Source organism: Collinsella sp. OM08-14AT (assembly GCF_003438115.1).
Taxonomy (GTDB): domain Bacteria; phylum Actinomycetota; class Coriobacteriia; order Coriobacteriales; family Coriobacteriaceae; genus Collinsella.
Genome location: NZ_QSTE01000012.1, coordinates 1 through 6,122, shown reverse-complemented (window position 1 = coordinate 6,122; position 6,122 = coordinate 1). Strand labels below are relative to the sequence as shown.

Sequence of the window (6,122 nt, the reverse complement as noted above, 5' to 3'; positions counted from 1 at the left end):
AACTCAAACGCTAAGCTGGAAAACCCAGCATCCAAACAAACAAGGGGCGGGGATGCAATGCCCGTGCATGCATCCCCGCCCCTTTCGCATCAAACAATTTCGCCGGCAAACCGCGCCGCAACGCCAGCGCTACCCGCGCTGCGGGCCTACTGCCGCTACAAGCGGTTCAAGCCCCAGCTCGCACGCGTAATCCTCCTGCGTAAAGACTTCGACCAACTCAAACGTGTCGGATTCGTCGCCAAACGCAAAGTGCAGCACCGAGCAGTTGCCCGGCACGCGATCGCGCTCGTCGGCCGCCGCACCCTTCACGTGATCCATAAACTCCTTGATAGCCGAGCCATGGCTTACCGCGAGCACACACGTATGGTCCGGACGCTGCATGAGTTCGGTCAGCGTCGTCACCATGCGCTCGCGCACCTGGATCTGGCCCTCGCCGCCAAATTGACGATAGAAATCGCGCCACGGGCGCTCGGGCATAAGCATCACGCGCTCGGCCTCAAAGTCGCCAAAGAACCACTCACGCAGGCCGTCCAGGCGCTCGTACGCCAAGCCCGGCCACAAGTTGGCGATAGTCTGCTCGGTGCGATGAAGCGTGGAGGTGTAGGCATGATCGGGCTCAATGCCGCGCGCACGTAAAAACATGCCGGCGCGCGCCGCCTGGTCGCAACCCAACTGCGTAAGCGGCGAGTCACTCCACCCCTGAATGATACGCTTAAGGTTGAATATCGTCTGTCCATGACGGACCAGATACAGATCTTTATTCATAGGGGTCCTTTCGTTCGTTACCAACCCAAGAGCGAAAACGCCCCGTCGCAATAGCCAAAATGAAGCACGGCACCGTTGTCGGGTAGCTCTCCCCCGCCAGTCACATACTCAAGAAACTCCTGGCAGGCTGAGCCGTGGGAAACCGCCAGCACGCAGTTGTGCTGCGGCCGGGCCATAATACGGGACAGCGCCGCGACCATGCGCGACTGAAGCTGCACTTCCGACTCGCCGCCAAAGGCCACCGGATAATCGCCCCAGGGCTGCGGCGGCATCTCGCGATTTGATGTGCCCTCCAGCGAGCCAAAATGCCACTCACGCAGGTCATCGACCAGCTCAATGGAACGGCCCTCGCCAACGATAAGCTCGGCCGTATGCCGCGCCCGGCCCAACGGCGAGGAATACACATGATCAAAGGCCACGCCACGCGCCGCAAACGCCGTACGCGCCGTCAGCGCCTGCTCGCGCCCGCGCGCCGTAAGCGGCGAATCGTGCCAGCCCTGCAAAATGCTCTGCACATTGAGCTCAGTCTGCCCATGCCGCACCAAATACAGATCTGCCACACGCTCTCCCCTCGTACCACCACAAAGGGGACAGGCACCTTTGTGGTGGTTTACCGTCTGATCACGCCGCGGTGACGCTCAGCTACACCAGCACGTCGGCGAGCGGGCGCTTGGGTACGTGGTGCACCTGCGCATCGTCACGCCAGTAATTAATTGAGCCGTCGGGGTTGGAATCGATCGCATCGATCATCTGCGTCTCGGCCGGCACGCCAAAAGCCATGATCAGCTTGAGCTCATACTTGTCGTTATCGAGCCCCATAGCATCGATCGCGTGGGGCGTAAAGGCCTTGAACATGCAGGCTGCCACCTCGGGCGTGGCGCTGCGAGCGGCGAGCATCATCGTCTGCGCGGCAATGCCCGTGTCGACCTCGGTGATGGGCGCGGCGGGCTTACCCGGAACAGCGCGCTCGGCAAGAATCGCGATGTAGCCGGTCGGACGCTCGCCCTCGGCAGGACCCGACCAATCCTTAAGCGCGCCGGCCCATGCAAGCTCATCAAATACACGCGCGCAATCCTCGGCACCGCTCACCACATGAAAACGCAGACGCTGAGCATTGGCGCCGCAGGGAGCCAGGTGCGCCAGTTCCGCCAGCTCGAGCAAAAACTCGCGCGGCACGCGCATGGACTCGTCAAAACGGCGGCACGTACGGGCGCGGCGGACCAGCGCGTCAAACGTGTCCAGGCCAAGCTTTTCGCAACCCTGCTTTGCCATCGACTCGGCGCTTACCGGCGCCGCGGGAACAGCTTCGTTCATAAGACCCCCAATAAAAGCCAATTGTTCTTAAGAAAATCTAACCTAAAACGTAGGCAATTACACACAGCGGCGCAATGTTCCACACCTGTTGAATATTCCGCATCCAAACGGGAACAAAGGTAACAATTCGGGAAGATGAGGCTCCCATTCGCCCTTCCCGCCCCACGCGACGGCGCCCTTGGGCGATACTGGTTGCAAGAGCTACGGCTTACGCCGCACGGAAAGGAGACATCATGGGCATCTTTAAGAACGATGACAAGCAATCGAGCGCGTTTGGATTTGACGAGAAAAGCATGGCAGGCAAGGCCGTCAAGGCCGTGCGCTGGATTTACGCCATCACGGGCGTCTTGGCGCTCGTCGCCGGCATCGCACTGCTGTTTGCGCCCGCCAAATCCCTCGTCTTCCTGACGACCGTCTTGGGCATCTACTTTGTGATCACGGCCGCGATCAGGCTGTTTACCGCTGTTTTCGAGCCGCTGCTGCCCACCGGCTGGCGCGTTACGAGCATCATCTCCAACCTGCTCATCATTCTGGGCGGCGTCATAATCCTGCGCAACCAGGCCTTCTCGACCGCGACGCTCACCACGCTCGTGGTGGTCGTCGCCGGCTTTGGCTGGATCGTCGAGGGCGTCATGTCGATTCTGGAATCCGAGCTTTCCGCCAACCGCGCCCTCGCCATCCTGAGCGGCGCGCTCTCCATCATCGCGGGCATGTTCGTGTTTATCTATCCGCTGTGGTCGGCCAAGATGCTCGTCATCTTTAGCGGTGCCGCGCTGCTGGTGTTTGGCGTGACGCTCATTGTTCGCGCCATTCAGTTTGGCAAACTGGTGCGCTAGATGCCACGAACGCTCTTTATTGATGCAGACGCCTGCCCGGTCACGCGCGAGTCGATTGACTGCGCGCGGCGGGCGGGCGTCGCCGTTGTTATCGCCGGCAACAGCACGCAAAACCTGGAACGGCACATTCGCCGCGACGACCCGCGCGATGCCGAGCACGCGCGACGCGGCTTTTGGGTCACGACGCTCGACGTGAGCGTGGGCGCCGACAGCGCCGACTTTGCCATTGTCGAACGCCTGCAGGCGGGCGACGTGGTCGTGACGCAGGACATTGGCTTGGCGAGCATGGTGCTCGGGCGCGATGCCGCCGCTATCGGTGTGCGCGGGCGCGTCTACGACAAAGCAACCATCGACATGCAGCTGTTTATTCGCCACGAGGAAAAGAAGGTACGCCGCGCCGGCGGACGCACTCGCGGTCCGGCAGCATTTACCAGCGAAGACCGCGCCCGCTTTAAACGCAACCTCACCGAGCTGCTGCGCTAACCAAGGTAGATTTTTGGGCTTAGAGACCAAAGGCGGAGAGAACGAGTCCCCAGCCGGCGCCGATGACGTACATCATGACCAGAAACAGGGCGTTTTCGCGAGCGCTGCGGTTGGTGCGGAACAGCACCAGGTAGCCCACGCCAGCGGAAATGAGCGTGCCGGCGAGCATCGGGGCCAGCTGCAGCGCGCCTTCCAGGTACAGCTGCGTAATGACTACGCTCGCTGAGCAGTTGGGGATCAGGCCGACAAGCGCCGAGCCCAGGACGGCGAGCGTCTCATTGCCGCGCAGGAACTGCTCGATTGCGGACTCGCCAAAGGCCTCGAGGACGGCGACCAGAATCAACGTCACCAGGAAAATAAATGCCGATACCTGCACGGTATGCGAGATGGCGCTGCGGATAATCGACAGGACAGGAGCGCCTTCGTGGGAGTGGGAGTGACCGTGGTCATGATGGTGTTCATGCTCGCCCTCATGTTCGTGATCGTGGCCATGTCCGTGTTCGTGCTCGTCCTCGTCTTCATCACAACCGCAATGGTCACGCTCGCACAACTCGTGGATATGGTCGGCGCTCACGCCCGCCTCGGCAACCTCGTCGATGATGTCACCGCCAGTGTGGTCGTCGTGCGCACAGTTCACATGAGCCGGATTGGCAGCAGTCCCCAACACGGTACGGCGAATCGCCGCATGCGCGCGGGCATTACGACGAAGGCCGCGGATAGCCGCATCCACGATAAAGCCCGTGACCAGAGCGATCAGCGCCTTCGAGGCGAGCAGCATCGCCATGGTCTGCACGGGAACTTGCTCGGCGAGCAACAGCGGCAGCATCTCGTCTGAGGTCGAGAGGAACACCGCAACCAGCGTGCCCAGCGTCACGACGCGACCGGCGTACAGCGTGGCCGCCATGGCCGAAAAGCCGCACTGCGGCACCATGCCCAGCAACGAGCCAACCACGGGGCCGGCGGCGCCCGCGCGCTTGATAGCGCCGTTGACGCGGTCGCCCGCCACATGCTCCAGCGTCTCGAGGGCAAGATACGTCACCAACAAAAACGGCACCAGGGACAGCGTGTCCTTGCCGGCGTCGAGCAGAATATCAATCAGTAAATCCATGACGGATGGAACCTTTCGTGTCTTTCGGCAACATTGTAAAAGTCCTAGCGGTCAACTAGGGTATTGTAGTTGTCCCGGGCGTTGTGCCAATAGTTGCCCATGGTAAACTATCATCTCGCCACAACTCAGTAACCCCGAGCCGCGCGACGCGGCCCGTCCAAGGAGCAGCCTATGAACGTTTCGCAAGCACTCGAATACGAGCGCCAGCCGTTTATCCCCATGTTTATCTATGGCGATCACGGCGCCATGGAGTCCGAGCGCCAGAAGGGCGAGGAGGCCCTCAAGGCGCTCGAAACCGAGTACTTTACCGCCGAGGGCGACCCCGGTTTCGACTTTGCCACCGTGCGCGACCTGGCCGACCGCAACCGCGACCTGTGCGACCAGATCGGCGAGGCGCGCCTGCGCAACGTGACGCCCGCGACGCTTTCGCGCGGCCTGTCCGATGCCGACACCTGCGCCGCCATCGGCAAGATGCAAAAGCGCACCGCCGCGTCGGTCATGCGCGAGATCCGCGGCGACCGCGACGCGCTCGGCGTGGCCTACGCCCGTAAGCCCATCCAGGGCACCGTGCTCGGTATCGACATCGAGACCACCGGCCGTGCACCCGAACGCGGTTATATCATCAACGTCGGCTGGGAGATCATGGAACTCACCAGCGACGCCGTCCCGCACGATGCCGAGGCGCACTACTGTGGCCTGCCCGACATCTACCGCGGCGAGGATGTGCCGCTATCGAACATCCATCACATTACTTGGGACGACATCGACGGCAAAAAGCCGTTCCGCGAGAACAAGGAACTGCAGAAGCAGCTGCTCAAGCTTATGAAGAAGTATCCCTATATGGCGCATAACGCCGCGTTCGAGGACAGCTGGTTCAAAATTCACCTGGACGGTTACGCCGAGGCGCGCCGTGCCGGCAAGATTATCGTCATCGATTCGCGCCAGATCTGCCGCAGCCTGGATGCCGACGTCCGCTCGCTCCCCCGCGAGTCCGCCCCCGCCGCGCTCGAGAACTGGGCGCGCCGCCGCGGAACCCTCGCCGCCGACGCCAACGAGCAGCATCTGGGTCTGGACGACACCGACCTCATGCTCCGCACGGTACAGGCCGAGTTCAACCTCAAGAACCTGTTTGCGAAATAACCGATCCATCTGCGGGAGCGCCTGCCAGGCACAGCGCAATCCTCTGGGCGCACCGGCACGCAGTAAACTAGGGCGCAGCCTTATGGCTGCACCCTAGTTTTCATCAAAACAAGCAAATACGCGTGCTTCACACAGTCGACAGGTTGACCCACCTACATTTTTCGAGTTGTTCGGCCAGCTGAACCACTAGTCAAGGCCCCTTGAACCGCAATCGAGCGCTGTAGTCGCCTTTATTTCGCAACCAAGCCCCATAAATCTACCTGAATCAATTCGAATAGGACATTGTAAACACACCATTCGTATAGGATAAGGCCGAATAACTCAAATTATGTTGGTGAGGCTTCTGGGCGTTCGGTAAAAACGCCCAGAAGCTACGAACCCGCAAATAAAGTTCACCAAAAAAGGCGCAGCTGGCAGAAACCTCCCCAGCCGAAGCTGCCCATTACAGTCTGAAATAGGCCATCGATAAATTTCGA

At 61.0% G+C, this 6,122-nt stretch carries 7 protein-coding genes; 3 read left to right on the top strand and 4 right to left on the bottom strand.

Annotated elements, in window-relative coordinates; translation table 11 throughout:
• Positions 1-129 precede the first annotated feature (129 nt).
• The 3 genes from DXC18_RS07340 to DXC18_RS07330 form a co-directional block, all read right to left on the bottom strand.
• Positions 130-765, bottom strand: a complete 636-nt coding sequence (locus DXC18_RS07340) for a histidine phosphatase family protein (RefSeq protein WP_117583772.1) — start codon at positions 763-765, stop codon at positions 130-132.
• Between the two features lie 17 nt (positions 766-782).
• Positions 783-1,325, bottom strand: coding sequence for a histidine phosphatase family protein (locus tag DXC18_RS07335; protein WP_117583773.1), 543 nt, complete (start codon positions 1,323-1,325; stop codon positions 783-785).
• 82 nt (positions 1,326-1,407) lie between these two features.
• Entirely contained in the window at positions 1,408-2,079 is a 672-nt protein-coding gene (locus DXC18_RS07330) for a nitroreductase family protein (protein WP_117563980.1), read from the bottom strand.
• A gap of 233 nt (positions 2,080-2,312) precedes the next feature.
• Between DXC18_RS07330 and DXC18_RS07325 the strand changes: the two genes are divergently transcribed.
• Entirely contained in the window at positions 2,313-2,915 is a 603-nt protein-coding gene (locus tag DXC18_RS07325; RefSeq protein WP_117583774.1) for an HdeD family acid-resistance protein, read from the top strand.
• Positions 2,916-3,398 carry a DUF188 domain-containing protein gene (locus DXC18_RS07320; RefSeq protein WP_006235439.1) on the top strand — a complete coding sequence of 161 codons (483 nt, stop codon included), beginning with the start codon at positions 2,916-2,918 and terminating at the stop codon, positions 3,396-3,398. It begins immediately after the preceding gene.
• A 19-nt stretch (positions 3,399-3,417) separates the two neighbouring features.
• Here DXC18_RS07320 and DXC18_RS07315 read toward each other — a convergent pair whose 3' ends face one another.
• Positions 3,418-4,506 (bottom strand): putative manganese transporter, encoded by a 1,089-nt coding sequence (locus DXC18_RS07315; RefSeq protein ID WP_117583775.1) that lies wholly within the window; start codon positions 4,504-4,506, stop codon positions 3,418-3,420.
• 171 nt (positions 4,507-4,677) lie between these two features.
• On the opposite strand from DXC18_RS07315, the gene DXC18_RS07310 reads away from it, so the two are divergent.
• On the top strand, positions 4,678-5,646 hold the full coding sequence (locus tag DXC18_RS07310) for a 3'-5' exonuclease (RefSeq protein WP_117583776.1): 969 nt from the start codon (positions 4,678-4,680) through the stop codon (positions 5,644-5,646).
• Positions 5,647-6,122 lie beyond the last annotated feature (476 nt).

Bases quoted from the DNA above. Each gene is read 5' to 3' on its own strand.
- DXC18_RS07340 (WP_117583772.1), bottom strand. From the start codon at position 765: ATGAATAAAGATCTGTATCTGGTCCGTCATGGACAGACGATATTCAAC.
- DXC18_RS07330 (WP_117563980.1), bottom strand. From the start codon at position 2,079: ATGAACGAAGCTGTTCCCGCGGCGCCGGTAAGCGCCGAGTCGATGGCA.
- DXC18_RS07325 (WP_117583774.1), top strand. From the start codon at position 2,313: ATGGGCATCTTTAAGAACGATGACAAGCAATCGAGCGCGTTTGGATTT.
- DXC18_RS07320 (WP_006235439.1), top strand. From the start codon at position 2,916: ATGCCACGAACGCTCTTTATTGATGCAGACGCCTGCCCGGTCACGCGC.
- DXC18_RS07315 (WP_117583775.1), bottom strand. From the start codon at position 4,506: ATGGATTTACTGATTGATATTCTGCTCGACGCCGGCAAGGACACGCTG.
- DXC18_RS07310 (WP_117583776.1), top strand. From the start codon at position 4,678: ATGAACGTTTCGCAAGCACTCGAATACGAGCGCCAGCCGTTTATCCCC.